Source organism: Serratia plymuthica (genome assembly GCF_018336935.1).
Classification (GTDB): domain Bacteria; phylum Pseudomonadota; class Gammaproteobacteria; order Enterobacterales; family Enterobacteriaceae; genus Serratia; species Serratia plymuthica_B.
This window is the reverse complement of record NZ_CP068771.1, coordinates 4774764-4791383: the sequence shown is the minus strand read 5'-3', so window position 1 is coordinate 4791383 and position 16620 is coordinate 4774764. Positions and strand designations below refer to the sequence as shown.

At 50.7% G+C, this 16620-nt stretch carries 11 protein-coding genes; 7 read left to right on the top strand and 4 right to left on the bottom strand.

The genetic code is table 11. The annotated features are described in order from the left end of the window. Positions 1 to 74 precede the first annotated feature (74 nt). From JK621_RS22295 to JK621_RS22285, 3 genes are all read left to right on the top strand, one after another. Entirely contained in the window at positions 75 to 830 is a 756-nt protein-coding gene (locus JK621_RS22295) for an alpha/beta fold hydrolase (protein ID WP_212557682.1), read from the top strand. A 19-nt stretch (positions 831 to 849) separates the two neighbouring features. Next, positions 850 to 2040 carry a cytochrome c biogenesis protein DipZ gene (locus tag JK621_RS22290; RefSeq protein ID WP_212557681.1) on the top strand — a complete coding sequence of 397 codons (1191 nt, stop codon included), beginning with the start codon at positions 850 to 852 and terminating at the stop codon, positions 2038 to 2040. Between the two features lie 260 nt (positions 2041 to 2300). Further along, positions 2301 to 2789, top strand: a complete 489-nt coding sequence (locus JK621_RS22285) for a DinB family protein (RefSeq protein ID WP_212557680.1) — start codon at positions 2301 to 2303, stop codon at positions 2787 to 2789. Between the two features lie 110 nt (positions 2790 to 2899). On the opposite strand, the gene JK621_RS22280 is transcribed toward JK621_RS22285, so the two are convergent. From JK621_RS22280 to JK621_RS22270, 3 genes are all read right to left on the bottom strand, one after another. Next, the gene (locus JK621_RS22280; RefSeq protein WP_212557679.1) at positions 2900 to 4222 is read right to left on the bottom strand and encodes a hypothetical protein; all 1323 of its coding nucleotides are present in this window, start codon (positions 4220 to 4222) and stop codon (positions 2900 to 2902) included. 532 nt (positions 4223 to 4754) lie between these two features. Then, positions 4755 to 5618 carry a class I SAM-dependent methyltransferase gene (locus tag JK621_RS22275; RefSeq protein WP_212557678.1) on the bottom strand — a complete coding sequence of 288 codons (864 nt, stop codon included), beginning with the start codon at positions 5616 to 5618 and terminating at the stop codon, positions 4755 to 4757. A 48-nt stretch (positions 5619 to 5666) separates the two neighbouring features. Further along, positions 5667 to 6560, bottom strand: a complete 894-nt coding sequence (locus JK621_RS22270; RefSeq protein WP_212557677.1) for an NAD(P)/FAD-dependent oxidoreductase — start codon at positions 6558 to 6560, stop codon at positions 5667 to 5669. A 274-nt stretch (positions 6561 to 6834) separates the two neighbouring features. Here JK621_RS22270 and JK621_RS22265 point away from each other — a divergent pair, with 274 nt between their 5' ends. Further along, positions 6835 to 7485: a TetR/AcrR family transcriptional regulator gene (locus JK621_RS22265; protein ID WP_212557676.1), complete on the top strand. Its 651-nt coding sequence runs from the start codon at positions 6835 to 6837 to the stop codon at positions 7483 to 7485. Positions 7486 to 8170: 685 nt separating this feature from the next. On the opposite strand, the gene JK621_RS22260 is transcribed toward JK621_RS22265, so the two are convergent. Continuing rightward, positions 8171 to 11548: a DEAD/DEAH box helicase gene (locus JK621_RS22260; RefSeq protein WP_212557675.1), complete on the bottom strand. Its 3378-nt coding sequence runs from the start codon at positions 11546 to 11548 to the stop codon at positions 8171 to 8173. A gap of 835 nt (positions 11549 to 12383) precedes the next feature. Between JK621_RS22260 and JK621_RS22255 the strand changes: the two genes are divergently transcribed. Genes JK621_RS22255 through JK621_RS22245 form a run of 3 tightly spaced genes read left to right on the top strand, consistent with a single transcriptional unit; the run spans position 12384 to position 16586 of the window. Beyond that, complete coding sequence (locus JK621_RS22255; RefSeq protein ID WP_089633370.1) at positions 12384 to 13610, top strand: ABC-three component system protein; 1227 nt, start codon at positions 12384 to 12386, stop codon at positions 13608 to 13610. Then, a complete protein-coding gene (locus JK621_RS22250; protein WP_129258716.1) occupies positions 13607 to 14272 on the top strand; it encodes an ABC-three component system middle component 1 in 666 nt (221 codons plus the stop codon). Before JK621_RS22255 ends, JK621_RS22250 begins: the two co-directional genes overlap by 4 nt. Next, positions 14247 to 16586 carry an AAA family ATPase gene (locus tag JK621_RS22245; RefSeq protein WP_129258715.1) on the top strand — a complete coding sequence of 780 codons (2340 nt, stop codon included), beginning with the start codon at positions 14247 to 14249 and terminating at the stop codon, positions 16584 to 16586. The genes JK621_RS22250 and JK621_RS22245 overlap by 26 nt, the downstream gene beginning before the upstream one ends. Positions 16587 to 16620 lie beyond the last annotated feature (34 nt).

Here is a 16620-nt window from a genome sequence, read left to right as displayed (position 1 = left end):
CGCGATGGGTTTAATGTCTCCACTGCCAAATAACGCAGTCATTAATCCACTCAATGCCGTTTACGAGGTTAATTATGAAAAAATTTATGCTTGCCGCTGCTCTGTTCGCCCTCTCCACCGCAGGTAGCGCCTATGCGGAAAACGTCAACAGCGTGGTGCTGGTGCACGGCGCATTTGCCGACGGCAGCAGTTGGAACCGGGTCATTGAAAAACTGCAGTCGCGCAACATTGACGTGATTGCCGTCCAACTGCCGCTTACCTCGCTCCGGGACGATGTTGCGGCCACGCGCCGCGCCATTGCCCGTGCGCACGGCGACGTGGTGCTCGTCGGCCACTCCTGGGGCGGAACGGTGATCAGCGAAGCGGGCAACGATGCGCGCGTCAAGGCGTTGGTGTATGTGGCGGCGTTCGCGCCCGCCGACGGACAATCTACCGCCGAACTGGCCGACAGTTTTCCCGCCCCGCCGGGCAGCGCGGGCATTGCCAAAACCGCGAGCGGTTTCCTCTATCTGCCGCCGGCCGCAGTCGCCAAGGATTTTGCTCAGGACCTGCCGCCCACTGAGCAGCATATTCTGACCGCGACCCAGGGACCGATACGCGCCGCCGCTTTCGGCGACAAGGTGACCCACGCAGCGTGGAAGAAGAAACCCAGCTGGTTTGTGGTCAGCGCCGATGACCGCATGATTAACCCCGACCTCGAACGCGCGATGGCGAAGACCATTCATGCCAGAGTCACGACCCTGTCCGCCAGCCATGTCTCTATGCTGAGCCGGCCCGATACCGTCACACAGGTTATCGCTCAGGCCGTCGATAAGATTGACGCTCATTAACCCCATACGGATGAATATTATGTCGCTGATCATTGCTTTGTTGGCGGGCATGCTAACGCTGCTCAGCCCCTGTACCTTGCCGGTCATTCCGTTCGTCTTCGCCAGCGTACGCGGCAAAAAAGGCCAATTGCCAGCCTTGCTCGCCGGGATGGTCATGATGTTTACTGCCGTGGCGCTGCTGGTTTCGGTCGCCAGCCATTGGGTGGCAAGCATCACCGCCGTCGGCCGCTGGGCCGCGCTGGCCTTCCTCGCGCTCACCGCCCTGACCCTGCTTTCCACACGGGCGGCGCAGTTTATCAGCGCACCGCTGGTCTCGCTGGGTAATCGCGTCAATGACTCCAGCCGCCGTCACCGCGGGCTTATCGCGGCGCTGCTGGCCGGTATGGCAATCGGCTTATTGTGGTCACCCTGCGCGGGCCCGGTGCTCGGGGCACTTCTTAGCCTGGCGGCAGTAGGTAAGGAGCCGGTTTCTGTCGGCCTGCTGATTGCCGCCTACGGCAGCGGCTGCGCATTGATGCTGGCGTTGCTGTGGGCGGCGGGACACGGATTGATGACGCGTTTGCGCCCAGGGATGGCAATCATGTCGCGCCTTCGCCAGATCGCCGGGGCGTTGATGCTGGCATCGGTCGTGCTGATTGCCTCCGGCGCCCAGAACATCCTGCAAAGCGCACCGGCATTCGCCCAAAATCTGGAACAACGTCTCAGCCGGCACCTTTCGGTACAACAGCCCCGGGTACAACTCCAGCCGGTGGTTGAACCGGAAATCACCCACACGCTGCCTTCGCTGGCGGGCGGCACCCACTGGTTTAACGGCGGCCCGGTGAACAACGCCTCGTTAAAAGGCAAGGTGGTGCTGGTGGATTTCTGGACCTACGACTGCATCAACTGCCAGCACACGCTGCCGCATGTGCGCGATTGGGCAAACAAATACCGGGCGGACGGATTGGTGGTGTTGGGGGTGCATACGCCTGAATACCCTTGGGAGCACGACCCCGATGCGGTGGCGAAGGCCATCGCCAAATGGCAGCTTCCCTACCCCGTTGTGGCCGACAACAATTACGCCATCTGGAACAATTTCGGTAACAGGTACTGGCCGGCGCACTACATTTTTGACGCAACCGGAAAGCTGCGGTACACCGCTTTTGGCGAAGGTGACTACGCGAAACAAGAGCAGGTTATTCAGCAGCTGTTGAAGGAAACACGGGCCTGAATGCAGGGAAGGACAAAAAAGCCCGCATGATGCGGGCCAGGTATTTTATGCAGCCAGAAGCCATCTTGAACAAAAAACACTGGGTGGACCTGTTCTGATGCCCACTTTTGCCACCAAACTGCCAGTAACGGTGTTCTTTGGCGGCGTTGAGTGAGGAACGAACGCGCCCTGTTTAAACGGTGGCCTTATAAAAAATAAAACTCTGCCAAGAGAAATGCGTTATTGATATGCTATCGGTACAGACAAATCTGGAGATAATTATGGATAAGAGCACAATAGTCACACTGCTGAAGTACAAGCGTTGGATGGACTCCGAAACTCTAAAAACAATTAAAATTATCAACGAATCCACTTATGCAGAAAAGCGTCACCTGATGCTAAGACTGATGAATCATATTCATGTAGTAGACATGATTTTCAGAGCCAATATTTCTGGTCAGAAGCACGGTTACACGGCTCTAAATACCCCAGAAACACCGTCTGTAGATGAACTTGAAGTTAAAATGACCGACGGTACGGACTGGTATATCCAGTATGTTAATTCAATAAATTCAGCTGATCTCGGAGAAACCATTAAGTTCAATTTTGTCGATGGAGGTAACGGAGAGATGACAGCCGTGGATATGCTGAATCACATGCTTTTTCATGGAACCTACCATCGAGGAGCCGTTGGCTGGTTAATTTCAGAATGTGGAGGTATTCCTCCGAAAGATGTGCTGACAGTCTTCCTAAGGGATCATAATCACTGACGGTAAGCGCTCTTCTACTCATACAACCAGCGGCTTCGACAACCGCTATGAGCGAGGAGCGGGCGTTAACGCCGCGCTTTGAGGAAAATTTGTCCGACAGCAGCACTATGTTAAATGCTTGATATCAGTAGCTTGAGATCAAACCCATTAAACTTATGATTTGGCCAGTGCTCAACAATCAATGTGATTGTTTTATCCTCAACTCTCTCAGAATGTGAATTACAACCTAAAATAGCACTTTTCATCTCTTCAGATAAAGGCAAGCTTAAGCTTGACATACTCAAAGCTTCTGCAACAGCCTCTAACTTTTCACATGCCTGATGGGTTCTGGAAGAATCATTCACGTTCACTTTAAGCTTCAGTACTTTTGCAACGTCTTCAGAGCCTTCAACATAATAAGCGATATTGTCCGGGATAATACCATCGCTAAATTCTCCCATAGGGGATGATGCAAGCCATTCTTCTTCGAAAGATCTATTGTAAAATCCAGTACTCAACCCTTCATTTACGAGAAATTCTTTAGCTTTATAAGGGCTCCAACCTTGCCCTTTTGGCACTTCCTTTGGGTTTCTCTCAGAATATCTCGCTTTCAATATATACTTAAAGGTATCAATTAGATCCGAGTATGATTCTATGTTTTTTTTGGCGACTTGAAATGACCATCGCTCTAGCAAGCTGAGCCGAACATTAAACAATATAAATGCAAAGAGTACAGCCGCATATCTATGGAACCGACTCTTTATTGAAAGCCTAAGGCGAACAAATACCTGCTCATATGTTGAATAAACCAACATAAAGAAAACGAATGGTAAGTAAAAAAGAGTCAATAATGGAGGAATAAAGAAGTCATATGCAGTTTTTTCTTTCCCAAACTCACCGAAATTAGTCATTAACATGTACAAAGTGTAAACAATTAAGACTACCCCAAATGAAGTAAGGCAATATTCTAGAATGGTCTTAACCTGATGATGTTTTTTGTCGGTTTCAGCAATAGCTAGCATAGCTCCCAATAATGCTAAAACAGGGAATAGCAGAATCTCGACCCAAAGGGAGAAAGTATATACGCCAACGACAAATTGAAGAATCGCTAGTAGTTTCAAGTTATCTAAAACTAAGCGCTTAAAAAAAAGCTTATCTTTTTTAATTTCATCAAGCTTAAATAGAGACATAAAACCAACAGAAACGCACCAAAAAACAGTATTTTTTAGCTGTTCAAAATTCCATAGTTCTAATGCAGAAAGCCAGTAAATGACAATTGCCATGTAAGCAACCATCAAACAAAGCACACGCATTATTTGTCTAACAAATAAAGCCGCTAGGACGCCTTTGAAGGCATTTCTAACTGCTGCCATTTTTGATGAAGAAAAAATGTAAACCGAAATTGCTAGAAGCCATAACGCAATTGCAATCTCTCTATTATTTAGAATATCCACGAGCTTCCTTGGGTATTTGACGCCTAATTTAAGGACCGGAGCTGCGTAACAGCAAAGGCAAAGTCCACTTGTGGGCGACTACAATTACTGACTATGAGTTGGGAACTCCAGCCATCATCACTATCTTCCCAGTGGTTGTTGTACCCAGTAGCTCATGGTGAGTTTTGCATAATCTAACATATCCATTCGCATCAAAACTACACTTTGAACTGCTCCCGTAGATTGACACAGAGCACAATGTTAATAACTTCCGCTTCTGGCACATAGCTGACATCCAAACCCAATTTTTCACGGGCAACAAGAATGCCAGTTCAGATATGAGGCAGCACAATCAAAGGTAAGCACTCACAAAAACTTTAGCAGCTAAAACTTTCTTCTATCGCAACAAGCGATGCCAAAACTTACTCATCATTACCAGACACAAAAACAAAAAAAAACGCAATTACGCGAGTTTAGTTATTGGGACATCAATCTACCCGGCCAAAGACGCCCCACTCCACCGAACGGGGCGCGTCTTCCCTGTTAATCCCTGTCAGCTGGCCGGATTGCGTGCCATGACGATCCACGCCGCGCCACCGATCATCACCGACCGCTCGCCGGGGAGGCCCGCGAAGGCGGCACGAACCGCGGCCGAAGCGTGGGCGCGGATGTCGTCGGGCTGATCAGCGAGCGCACGCGACAGCGGGCCGACCTCGAGCGTCATTTTCACCGCGTCGTCGATCGCCGCGCCCCGCGTCCCGCCCTTGCCGAACGGGACGGAAGCATCGAAGGGCGCGATAGCGATATCGGTAAAGCCGGCTGCCGTCAGGATGCGCTCCACCCGCCCAGGGTCGCCGAACGAGAATGGGCCGGGCGCTTCGGGATCGGGCAGCGCGGTCAGCGGGACGATGCCCTTGAGCGCTCCCATCGGCAGGCGCACCCAATCGTTCTCGGCAACGCTGCGCCAGCAAACGAAAGCGACCCGCCCGCCCGGCCGCAGCACGCGTCGCAAGTGGGCGAACGCCCCTGTCGGATCGTCGAAGAACATCACCCCGAAACGCGAGAACAGGATGTCGAACGCGCCCTCGGGCAGTTCAGCGCTACTGGCGTCGGCCACCTGGAACCGGGCCGGCGTATCCTGCGGCGCAAGCGCGCGCGCTCGGTCGATCAGCGGTTCGGATATGTCCACGCCCAGCACTTGGCCCCCCGCACCAACGCAGGCGGCCAGTGCCAAACTTGACGCGCCCGCGCCGCAGCCGACGTCCAGCACGCGCTCGCCCTTCGCAGGCGCGGCGGCTTCGATCGCGGCCTGGCCGAACACCGCCACCATGGCGTCGAGCCGGGCCTGGTTGGCAACCCAACGCTCCCCGCTTTGGCCATTCCAGTCGGCGACCTGATAAGCATTTTGCTCTGTCATGAGATCTCCTGGTTCTGATTCGCTCTTAACAGAAGGGAATCTGCGCTTTCAAAGCAGCATCGACTGCTGAGCGGAAATACCCGCCGTCGCGCCCTGCGATATTGCCGTGGTGACCGAGGCCATCGCTGGGTTGGCAAGATCACCGGCGGCGTAGATGCCGGGCGTGCTGGTTTCGCGGCGCTCGTCGACCTTGATGGCAATGCCGAGCGGGGTGTCGACCGTGGCGAGTCCCAGTGATTCATGCAGGCTTGCAGACGGCTTGTTGCGCGGATGCGCGAACAAGATATCGACTGCGACACTGGATTCGGTACCGAGCTTGACGGTGGCATTCTGGCCCTCGCCACGAGCGATTTCCGTGATCCGGCCATCAACGACAGGTATGTTGCGACGCGCCAGATCGGCGCGGATTTCGGGCGCAATGTCGCGGCCATCGGCGAAGACCGTCAACGTGTCGGTCCAATCGTGGTACAGCCGGACATAGTTGTGCGACTGCGGGCCGGACCAGACGAGGCCCCAATGCTTGCCGGCGACTTCAAAGCCGTCGCAGTAGGGGCACGGCACAATGGACGTGCCCCAGCTTTCGGCAAATCCCGGGACGTCAGGCATCTGATCAACGACGCCATAGCTCAGGATCAGGCGACGTGCCCTTAGGCATTCGTTATCGTCCGTGACGACGCAGAAATCGTCGATGGCGCCAGACAGGCTCTCCGCCCGGGCATTGACCAGCCTGATTGTGGGATAGCGCGTCAGCTGCTGCCGCGCCTCGGCCAGGATGTCCAGCGGTGGCTTGTGATCGTGGCCAAGCAGGCCATGTGAGTGGCCGGCGAAGCGGTTGCGCTGCCGGCCGGTATCGAGAACGATGACGTTGCGGCGAGCGCGGCCGAGTTGCAGGGCGGCGGCGAGGCCGGCAAAGCTGCCGCCGATGATGATGACGTCATTCATGATGATGGGCTCCGGGTTTGTCGATGGTTGATGCTGACTTAGCGGTCGAATTTTCGTGGGCGAGGCCGGCGGAGGAAAGCGCGGCCAATTTCAATAGGGATCGTCGTTTCATAGAACCTCGTTTATCCGCGTTTGATTGAAGCCCGGGAAGGAGCACGTGTCACGCCCTGGAACCCGATGAGGGCGCAGACAGCTACCGACACGCTTGCACAATTAAGATACTATGAGGTATCCTATATTTTAATTTAAGATACTGTCAAGTACCGGAATAAACGTGAACGAAAAAAAACAGGGGCGACGCGGCCGCCCCACCAACGAAGCACTTGGCCAAACGATAGTCGACGCCGCAAACGAACTCTTTGTGGAACTGGGTTTTCAAGCGACGACAATGGACAAGGTCGCCCAGCGGGCGAAGATATCCAAGCTGAGCATCTATCGGCATTTCGAGAACAAGGAGGCGCTGTTCAGCGCTGCCATCGCGGCCGGCTGCCATCAGTTGTTTGCGCCACAGACCCTTCTTGAAGGCGTCCAGGGTTCGGTCGAAGATCAACTGATGGCGGTGGGATCATCCCTGCTTCGCACGCTGTTGAGATCTGACGTCCGCAGTGTCGAAGCTATGGTCATGGCCGACAAGACGACTCAAAATTCGTTAAGCAAGCTGCATTACGAAGCCGGCCCCGCCCATGTCATCGCCCAAATCGAGGCCCTGTTGCGCCAGTTGCACGCGAAGGCGCTTCTGAACGTGCCCGATCCTCTCGGGTCTGCCCGCCTGTTTGCCGCACTTTTCAAAGGATCCGATCTCCTGATGATCGTGCGCTTCGATCCGGCGAGAGCAGAGGACGACAACGAAATCGAATCCTATTGCCGGTCGGCCGTCGCCATGTTCATGGCCGCGCACGGTGGCAACGACCACTCGGGCGGATAAGCATTTGATCCGGGGCGCTCATGGGAATGGGGAATGTGATGCCGTTGAGGCACAAGCAGTTAAGGGCCTAAGCCTTCTGATAGTTGGGGGACTGTACCCCTTTTCAACCGCTGCCAGGAAACTTCACACAATGGTACAGAAAGGGGGGACAATCAGGCGCCGACAACACCGTGCTTGCGGGTAACAGTGGCGAGGCCGATGGTGATGAGTCAGCCATACCAACACCATAGTGGAGACTGGCAAACAGTTACTGCTGATACTGCTGACATCTGGGCTGCCGAGCGTTCTCGATACCATGTCGGCATTCCTTATCCGGAACATGGTATCGATGCAGCTCTCTTACATAGGTGCGATGTACGCCATGAAAGACGTAGTAACCATCACCATCAACTTTTATTTTTTACAATAAAATCAAATAATTGAGAGAAACCTTATTCCCACTCCATTATTAATAGACATATAAATTATATATTTATCAGTAAATTATTAAGGAAGATACAAACAATACCATGATTGATGCCATGCTTAGAACTAAAGGCCCGGAGGTGCTCCCTTTTGCCGTTCAACAATGATTCACCGAAACCACAGAGAGAGGTTGTAAGCATGGCCGGGCCTGGACCGAAGGCGCCGTTCCCCCGCGACTGGTTGAACGGCAGGTCTGGCAAGTCGCGGACGCTCGATAACCCTAGTGCGCAAAGATCCTCAGCCTGGCGTTCGCGCGGCCGCACGTCGTCGACAGGCCGTCGATGTACATGAGAAGTTGCCGCGTCCGGTTGGTCAAAGTGTTCGCCAACGCACGTTTGCGCGCAGTCTCAATGTTTAGCAACCGGCCTGCGACGAGCCAGACCTCCTTGGCAATACGGCGATCACGCAACGCCGCGCGTACCGTATCAGCAACGTCAGCGGGAGCGACCCCTCCAGTGTTGCGGAAGATGCGGATACTTCCCGACGCTGGCGCTGGGATAGTGGTCTTGTTCGCGGTGTATGCGCGCTGCCACCGATCGTTCTCGATTTGGGGCGACGAGGTCAGGAAGAACCCTAGCGATGCAGCCACCTGGCGTCCAACCTCCTGGATGGCCGTCACGGAGGCGCTTTCGTCACCGTCGTCCTTCCCCAGAGCTTTTGCGTGAAGCAGCACCACCTTGCTGTCTGAGACCAGAATGAAGTCGGCCATCTCCTGGCCGTCGTCGTCAAGGAGGATAAGAGGGAACTCCCGCAGCGCCTTGGCGTAGTCGTCGGGTGCCGGGCCGGTTAGGCCGATGTATTTGGCAGTCAGTCCGAAAATTGACTCCTTTTGCCACTTGCTGACGTTGCCGTTCGCCCATGCTGCTTCTCCTTTCTCCACGAACGTGTCTCTCAGCGCCGGTACGGCAACAGCAACATCGAGTGCCGGGACACGTCTGTCCGACACGATCTCCCGCGCCTTGGCCCATTTGCCATGCATGTAAACCTTATCGGCCTCGTCGGTGAGGACGCGAAACGCCTGCTCGGCGTTGATTCTCTCGGTTAACGTCATGACCATACCCGAAGCCGAGAAGCCTTGCTGGAAAATGGCGTTGAGTTCGTCGCTTGAGATTGCGTAGCGGCCGGACTTGGGGTTGTAAGTGATCGAGCAGCCCAGCTTGCTGCCATCACTCATCGTAACCTGGAATTGGCCGTCGTCGATGTCGGCGCAGAGGTCGATCAAGGACGGCGCCTTCGGCGTCGACGGCTGACCCTCACGGTCGGCGATGAACGCTCCAAAGTCGTCAAGCGGCTGCAGATCGAGCAGTATATTCCGGGGGTTCTTCGCCTTTTCTGGGTCCGGTGTTGTGAGCTGCGCGAAACGATCGAACACTCGGTTGCCCGCCGTCGCGGCGGTGAGCTCGCGGTCGATATCGGTGGCCCACCTCACGTACTCATCGACGCCAACGCGGCGGACACTCGCGTCAGTGACCTTGGAACGGCTAAGGCCTAAGTAGCGTGCGGTGCCTCCAACGTATCCCGCGACGTTGGTAGGAAGGAGCACCGCATCCAGCAAGTCCGTAAACGTATCCTCGAAAGATGCGGTGCTGGTCGTCGTCGCCCGGATCGCGCGGTCCGCCATTTCGAGCGATGTGGCAGCCAGCTTGGTGATGCGGACCTTACGGTCGTTGCTGCTCGGACCGAAGAGCCGGACGAGGATCTGCCTGTCCAGACGCGTGACGCCGATCTTGTTGGCATCGAACGGCACACCGTCGGTGTCGAACACGAACAGTCGGTCGTTGATCCGCACCATTAGCGTGACCCCAAACTGCCATTCTGTAACAAAATGGCGACTGAGGTAGGGGCTTTCGTCGACGGAGAAGAAGGTCCAGCCCCAGACTCCTTCCGGCAAATCGTCCACGGGGTGGACCACGAAGCGATTGCGGGCGACGATGCCCTCGCGGGTCTCAGTTTCCGCAAGAGTCGCGTCGAAGTCCGGACCGATGGCGAAAATCGCTGCGCGGCGGGGGACCAGAAGATCATCACGGTGCAACGGACCCGTTACAGGAAGTCTCTGGCGGAAGCTCCCATCAACATACTGTTGATCCGGCATCGCCGGGACGATCCTCTCGGGCAGATAAGCCTCGCCGGGAATGATGCTGGCAAGATTCTCCTCCCCTGCGTCTTCGAAGGCCAGGTATTGTGCCCAGCTGGTCTTGAGCCTTGCGAGCTGCTCGGCGTTGCGTGCAACCACCGTCGCCGTCTGGATTTGCTGGCGCTTCGCATCGGTCGAGCGCAACACCCGACCGATCTGTTGCACGAGCTGGCGGTCGTTCGTGAAACCATCCAAAATAGCGACAGCGACGAACATCGGATCGTCGATGCCTTCAAGCAATTTTGTTTGGTGCAGCCAGAAGGTCGCTTCTCCGGCCTTGTTCTGCGCCTCCCTTACCGTGACGAAGCGAAGCGGATGCAATTTACGGTTATCACCCTTGCCCACTTGGTCATGGATCAGCACCGCGTCTGTCTGTTTGCTCCCCGCAAGGAGGGGCTGCAACGTCGCGAGCGCGCTCCATGATGCGGCCCGCACGATGATTTTTGAACCGGCCGGGCGGTCCTTAGTAAGCAAGGGTGCGAGTTCGAGCAGCTGGTCAGCAAAGGTCTTGATGGCCGATGCGTCGCCGTCGGCTAACGCCTGGTCGATATCCTCGTTAAAGCAGTTGATGGCCGTCGCGCTACCGTTCTGCGAGTCTAGCGTGGCGAAGCACACGTCCCTCACGATTTTGGCGTCGGCCGCCTTCAGAAACGAGAAGTTGTAGGCGAACGAGCCGCGTACGGTGAAAAGTTTATAGTCGTTGCGGAAGGGGGTAGCGCTAAGCAGGATAGTTGGCAGCGCAAGTTCTCTGACGCTCCGGCTCCACGACGGTGCCGGCTCGTAGTGCCCCTCGTCCACGACGACGAGATCGAACGTGCCCAACAGATCAAGGATGCGGTCCAGCCGTGTGAGTTCCGCCAACTTTGCTTCATTTAGCGGAACGCCAGCAGCCTGACGCCTCAACTTGTCTCGCTCTGTCCGGATCTTGTCGAGAGCTTGGAGGGTGCCTACAAGAACGGTTCGGTCGCTAGCTTCCACCATGTTGCAAATCTGTTCGGTTCGAGCCCTGTTCGGCAGCAGAATTTCGATCGCCGCAGGTTCGACGCCAGAGTCCGACCAGACCTTGTTGCCCGGCTCTGCGCATCCCATGTTCGCCCAAAACCTGCGCCGGATATCGGCGTGCATTTGCTGAACAAGGCCTTCCCTTGGCGTTAGTACCAGCGCACGTCGAACCTTGGGGAGGCATCGAGTCAGCACGGCGATGACCCCCGATTTCCCGCTCCCCGTCGGCATCTTGACAAGGGCGCCTTCGGGTTCACCCGTTTGTTGCGAAACGCGGACGTAGGCGGCACCGAGAGCTATTGCCTCCTTCTGGTTCTGCCAGAGTGATAGGCCGTTCGGAGTACCGGTCCACACAGGCAGGGCTTCAAGGACCTTAATGTCCGCAGCATAGGCGCCACCATCGAACTTAGAGGCCTCAGGCACGTCGAAGGTCGTGTTCCGACCATGGTAGGCAAGGTTCAATCTCACTCTGTTCACTCCAATATAGCTCCCGCTGTCAGAAAATGAATAATGCATGCTGTGCGCTCTTATCCAAACACTTTTCGCATTATCTAAGAGCAGATCTTGCTATCATCTGCTTAACAGTGACGACGACATAAAGCTGACCGGCGGCTTCCATCAGATGTGATTATTGCGGTGTTTAAACCAACGTCGGTTTGCACTTTTTGGGTCTGACGAATAACAGTAGTAGCACACTGAATTTGGTCACCTACTTAGAAGCGATATCATTGTCTCATAGTCAAAAACAGGTGACATAATAAGCAGACGTAACAGACGCAATTTTAGCAGCGAATTTATCCTCCAAGCTGCTAAAATTGATCTCGGTCAGTATTCACCGTTGCCGTCGCTGCTATAGCTATAGGTGTCGGAATATCCACGATAAGAAGATCGAGAAATAAAATCCTCCATAGATTCACCAATGACATTTGAACAGATTAAAATACGCCAGCTGAAGAACAGACTTCGATACAATGAAAAGATTATATTAGAAAGCAACCATAATCTTGATGCCAGATACACTAGACAGTTATCATTTGTTGAGAAACTCAGTGTTCACCTCGACAATTCACTCATTACAACTCTTTTCAGGCGGCAAAATTCAATATGTCACAGCATACTATCTTCGGCATCTTACACCATTAGAACAGATATTTTTAAGTAATGTACCTATTTTAGATGTGGTTTTATGTGATCGAGGTCATCTACCTGTTCGCGTACCTGACTAAAAAACATGATGGCTCTATGATATCATCCCTTCACTCAAAAACTTCATGATTCTGTGGTGAAAGTAGCCAGTATGAGCGACGAGGAAGCAAGCAAATACCCCCATAGCGCCATATCCACTTGGAGTGGATTTGTCTACCAAGGCAAGGTAGCGCTTTATCATTGTCTTAAGCTAATTAATCAAGGAGATAGTGATTTCCAGCTACAGCTTGACAGTACAGATGATTTCGCGATTTACAAAGATAATAATTTAATAAGCGCACATCAGGTTAAAGCAAAAATTGGTGATTACCGCAGTAATTATAAGGAAGCCTTAGAAAAATCGGCAACAATAAAACTTGATAGAATCGCAGGGATAAAAAGATATTTTCATATATCTCAACCGATTAACGATCATAGTGATTACATTGATGCTAATCACGAACGAGTTGAATTCTATCAATACGGTGAAAATCGCCACTGTGAACTAGATAAGATAGAAGATCTAACCAAAGATATTATTAAAGAAATCTATACCCGCCAGGCAATCGTTTATGATGAGAGCCTTATAGATGCAAATTATTGTCTACTATCAGATAAAATCAGCTCTCACGCGCTAGCTATTCACACAAAAATACAAAATGATGGTGACGCTCAGCGTAAAGCAGCTTATGAATACAGAGTATCTGCCGCAAGTATGCTTGCAGACATTACGGACGCTAGTCCATATGAAAGAAAGGACTATTACGCGATCGAGTTAAAGACGCGCCTCTATAGTCACCTAGAAGAAAGGCTCGCAGAATCACTCTCGGAGATGTCGGACGCGGCCTACGAAAGAGCCAGGCGTATCTATACGCTTATAAGAAAATCTGAGGGCGGCGATTTCAAGACACTCTGCCAACTTATGAAACCCTCAGAGAAGTTTTCACGCATTCAGAACTCAGATATACGCCGATATACGGATCTCGTACACACCTTTAAAGTCGATCCAATTTTAAAACGACTACCACATTATTTAGACAGCAACAATAAATTTTACGCACCAACGGCATTATATTTGCTGGAACCAACAGATAAAAAATACTGTACTTCTGATATTATCGCAGAAATAAAAAACAACGACGATCTAGGCAGGCTTTTATTCGAATTCAATAATCTTATTGCAGCCAAGGCTAATGAGAGTTTCACAATTGATACTAATTATACTAATTGCTCCGATATAACTTGCATCGATGATCAAGATCGCATCGATAGCAACATTACTAAAAGTTTATGCATTAGTATTTTAACAAAAGAAGACGCAGAGGCCCGACTTAAATGATTATTAACCTCATACATCAAGCCCTAGATGCACACAATTTCCTCAAAGTACATGAGAATGATACAACAAGCTTCTATGTTCGAGAGAATGGTACAGCGATACGATTTGCAGTCTTGCACAGGTTAGATAATCTAATGAAGCCAGGTGATCTTAATGCAACCATCAACCAGTCCGCACCTGTGGCATTTATATCTGATCCAGCATTTAAAAAGAATTGCGATTTAATATGTATCCATCATCTCGATAAGTTGGCCGAATTCAAAAACTATGAAGAACAGATTTTTGAAATCGAAGAAGATCCGCACTTCTACAAAAAATATGTTCTTTACTATAGCGACACAGAAGTTGAAGCCATAAAAGAATTAAATTTCACCAACCTAAATGAATTAATTTCAGATAAAAAGCACTTCGATGCCTACAAAAAAGAACCTACATCAGCAACTAAATATAGCGCAGTTGCCAAAATATTCATTAAGTTGCCTTTTTTGGAACTTAATATTAATAAAGTGGAACTAGTTCCACTTCGTTTGCAAATTGAGGAAGCTGTGGCTGAAGCCGACCTTACTAAGACGTATAAGACGATACAAAAACACGGCCAATTAAATGCAGAAGATTTGATCAAGGAACTGATTAGCGATGAACTGGCAAATATCCAAAATTGAGATTTCAAGTTTTAAAGCTTTCAAAAAAATCCATCTGGATTTCGGGGGAGCATCACTTTTGACCCTGGATGGACCCAATGGATTTGGCAAAACTAGCATATTCGATGCTATTGAGCTATTGTTAACTGGCAGAATAAAACGAATCTGCCATCTATTTTCAACCTTAATGATAGGAAAACGAACGAATTATGAAGATAATCTTCTTTGGAATAATCGCTCAGGCAATAATGACCTTGCAATCAAAATCGAGTTTATTAATGGTTCGAGGAGGCTTACTCTAGCAAGACATACTCCCGCCTCAAACTTTAACGAGAAGTCAAATAATAGAGCGGACCAATTTACCCACTTTACTCTTTACGAGCTCCCAGAGTTCACCTCAAACAGCTATGTAGCAGAAAATATCCGCGACGAAAACTTCATTGAGACACTCTTCGGAAAAAACTTCAAAGAGAACTTTTCATTTTTAAATTATTTGGAGCAGGGCCAAAATCAGCTCCTGCATACGCGAGTAGACAAACGTAAAGAGGCATTGAACAATCTCTTTAATATTAGTGACATAAAGGCAGAGACTGATAACTGCAAAACTATCGCCTTGCGGCTTACAAAGTTCATCGGCGATCCTAAGCGTGCTGCAGATTTATCAAGGTTAGAAATAGAGGCCAGTTCACTTAAGAAAATGATTCAAGCTGATTTGGGATCAATTGGATACAAAAAAATCTCCACCTCAGTGCTGCAACCAGGGTGGGACAAAGAGAATCCCTTCCCCACCTACTCTACAGAAATCCAAAGAGAATACATTGAAAATATCCACAGTCTTCAAAGGCTGGCTCTGCTAAAGAGTGCAATACAGATAAGAGATAAAAATGAATCGATTGAAAATTTTATTGAACTTAACAAGGATTCAATAAAAAGCTTAGCACGTTTTGGCAATGATTTAAACAAGCTGGATGGACTTGAAGCCATTAAAAAAGAATTGAATGAACTGCTCAAACGTGAAGGAATTATAAAACGTGGTGCAACAGTCATTAATGCCGATGAGGCCAGGAGTCTTAGTGGATGGGCCCAAGGGCGTTTGGAATGGTTTATTGAGCAAATAGTTATCCGTGACTCACTTCAAGAAAAGAGCAACTCTAATACCAACGCTGCAACCGAGTTGAATCGTTTAAAAGCAGAACTAGTTACTGAGCATACTAAACTCTTTCCTGACGCTCAGGATTGTCCGCTGTGTGGTGCAGACTGGCAATCCCATGACACTATGCTGCAAAAGATTGAATACCGATCAAAGCAAATCAATGACGCATTAAACGCTGATGGCCAGACTCTGTTAACTCTTATAGGAATAATGGCTACAGAGCTGGCCATAATTGATGCTCAACTTAAGAGTCTGAAAGCGCAGCTATCCGTGAACTACAACAGCGTCTTACACAACGCACTGCTCCGCGATAAAGCTCGGTTGCCTACTATTAACCAACTCGTCTCCAACTTTCAAACTTTAGGTGTAGAACTAAACTATTCGTTCTCCGAAAATGAGGAGGAGGTGGACACGAGAATTCAGTCTCTTACAGCTTTCATCAGAAGCCAGAAAACAGCTGAGACAGAACCTTTGCCCCAAGATTGGAGAAAGGTCATCATGGCTGTCTTTAAAGAGCTGCAGGACTTCTATATTGTTGAACCTCAGTTGTTGAAAGACAAAGAACTGTATATCTCAGCTAAAGCAAACGAGGCACAAAGCAAAAGGCTCAGACAATGCCTTAATGAGCTAGAGATCATTAAGAATGAAACTAAAGCAGCACAGATAGCTAAAGAAAAAGTCAATAACCTAAAGGCTACTCTTGAGAAAACAGAACGCAACTACTCAGAACAAACAATTGCTGAAATTGAACTGATTTTCCATATATATAGCGGACGGCTTATCCAAAACTATCAGCGTGGTTTAGGTCTGTTCATTGAAAGCAAGGATGGCAAAGAACTCAGGTTCCTTACAGCCGAAAAATCCGAGTATGATGCGATTCTATCAATGAGCTCCGGCCAAGTATCTGCGCTCAGTCTAGGTTTTTTTCTTTCCCTGAATCGGGTTTACTCAAACGTACCACTGATTCTGATCGATGACCCGTCCCAGTCGCTTGATGAGGTGAATATCGCCTCTTTGACTGACCTTCTTCGCTGTGAGTTCAGCAATCGCCAGTTGATCGTTTCCTCGCACGAGAGTGATATCTCCGCTTATATGCGCTACCGGTTCGCCAAGGCCGGTCTGAACACCCGCTCATTGAACATGCAACGCTTGGCTAAGGAAGCTTTAGTCGCCGCGGATTGAGTCATCGCGACAGGGGGCATATGGATCGTGCCCT

Coding starts and splice junctions, on each gene's coding strand:
- JK621_RS22295 (WP_212557682.1), top strand. CDS start 75: ATGAAAAAATTTATGCTTGCCGCTGCTCTGTTCGCCCTCTCCACCGCA.
- JK621_RS22290 (WP_212557681.1), top strand. CDS start 850: ATGTCGCTGATCATTGCTTTGTTGGCGGGCATGCTAACGCTGCTCAGC.
- JK621_RS22285 (WP_212557680.1), top strand. CDS start 2,301: ATGGATAAGAGCACAATAGTCACACTGCTGAAGTACAAGCGTTGGATG.
- JK621_RS22275 (WP_212557678.1), bottom strand. CDS start 5,618: ATGACAGAGCAAAATGCTTATCAGGTCGCCGACTGGAATGGCCAAAGC.
- JK621_RS22270 (WP_212557677.1), bottom strand. CDS start 6,560: ATGAATGACGTCATCATCATCGGCGGCAGCTTTGCCGGCCTCGCCGCC.
- JK621_RS22255 (WP_089633370.1), top strand. CDS start 12,384: ATGAGCGACGAGGAAGCAAGCAAATACCCCCATAGCGCCATATCCACT.
- JK621_RS22250 (WP_129258716.1), top strand. CDS start 13,607: ATGATTATTAACCTCATACATCAAGCCCTAGATGCACACAATTTCCTC.
- JK621_RS22245 (WP_129258715.1), top strand. CDS start 14,247: ATGAACTGGCAAATATCCAAAATTGAGATTTCAAGTTTTAAAGCTTTC.